The 1,305-nt window shown below is 53.0% G+C and carries 1 pseudogene; it reads right to left on the bottom strand.

The features are described from left to right. Nucleotides 1-39: 39 nt before the first annotated feature. Nucleotides 40-1,233: pseudogene (locus CORTU0001_RS05770) on the bottom strand (IS3 family transposase). Nucleotides 1,234-1,305: the final 72 nt, after the last annotated feature.

Raw genomic sequence — 1,305 nt, 5'->3', positions numbered from 1 at the left:
TGGGCCTGGCCCCCGGAAAATAGACACGTCGGGGGTTAGCTATGCTGCTTGGGTCAGTGTAGCTGAATTAAGCGCTTCGAAGTCATCGGGGGCTAGAAGGTTGCACCAGGAGTGCCGTCTGCGCGTGTTGTAGCGCATGCACCATCGGAAGACTTCCTGGCGGCAGCTGATTGGACTTTCAAAGAGTTTCCTATCACGCAGGACTTCACGCTTTAAGGCGGCGTTAAAGGATTCTGCTAGGGCATTATCGGCACTCGTTCCCACTGCTCCCATGGATTGGCGCACACCAAGCTGGGCGCAGTGGTCTTGAAAAGCCTGTGAGGTGTACACACTGCCATGATCGGAATGGAAAATTACCCCTTTAAGGCTTCCACGGACTTTCCTTGCATGAAATAAAGCTTCGATAACCAGCGATACCCGCATGTGATCGGCTAGTGCATGGCCGACGAGTTTGCGCGAGTAGACGTCGATGACCGTGGCCAGGTACATGTTCTTGCCGCCCTTACACGGCAGGTAGGTGATATCACCTACGTAGACGTGGTTCGGCCTGTCAGCGGTGAATTTGCGGCCTACTAGATCTGGCATGACTCGATGACCAGGCTTACGCTTGGTAGTGACACATCGGCGGCGCTTGGTAAAGCCTTTAAGCCCCATGGATTTCATGATGCGTGCGACCTTCTTGTGATTGATCGGGCCGAAATCCGTATCACTGTTGAGGCTCGCAGCGATGCGTTTAGCACCATAAAGCCCGTGCTCATCATCAAAAGGGGTCTTGATTTTGCACCAATAAGGGCATCGGAACACATCTTTAACCTGCGTTTTTCGCGAGTGTTGGCCCATTTGTAGAACGAGGAGCGATTGAGCTTTAACACGTGGCACATCCGCTTAACCGAGTATTCGGTTCGGTGGTCATAGACAAACTGGAAGCGGATTACCAGCGTGTCTCTTTAAGCAAAATATTTCGCGGCCTTGCGCAGGATGTCGCGTTCTTCGCGCAGCTTCGAGACTTCTCTTGTCTCACTGGCGGATTCGCTCAGAATCAGTCGTCGCTTGGGCCTTGTCACGCAGGGTCTTCGTGCGGGCACGTTTGCCGGTGCCGTACTGCTTAAGCCAGGAATAAAGTGAGGAACGATTGACTCCAAGCTCTGCTGAAGCCGCGTGAAGTGAAAGGTCCTCATTGTTTTCGTAGAGGGCTACAGCATCACGTTTGAACTGTTCGGAGTACCTAGGCATGGTGGTAGATTACCTTTCTTCCCAACCCAACCGGGCTGGATATCAGGTGTCTACCTAACAGGGGTCAGGTCC

Source organism: Corynebacterium tuberculostearicum SK141 (assembly GCF_000175635.1).
In the GTDB taxonomy this organism is placed as follows: Bacteria; Actinomycetota; Actinomycetes; order Mycobacteriales; family Mycobacteriaceae; genus Corynebacterium; species Corynebacterium tuberculostearicum_C.
Note: the sequence above shows the minus strand (reverse complement) of the source record. Positions and strands in the feature narration are given on the sequence as shown.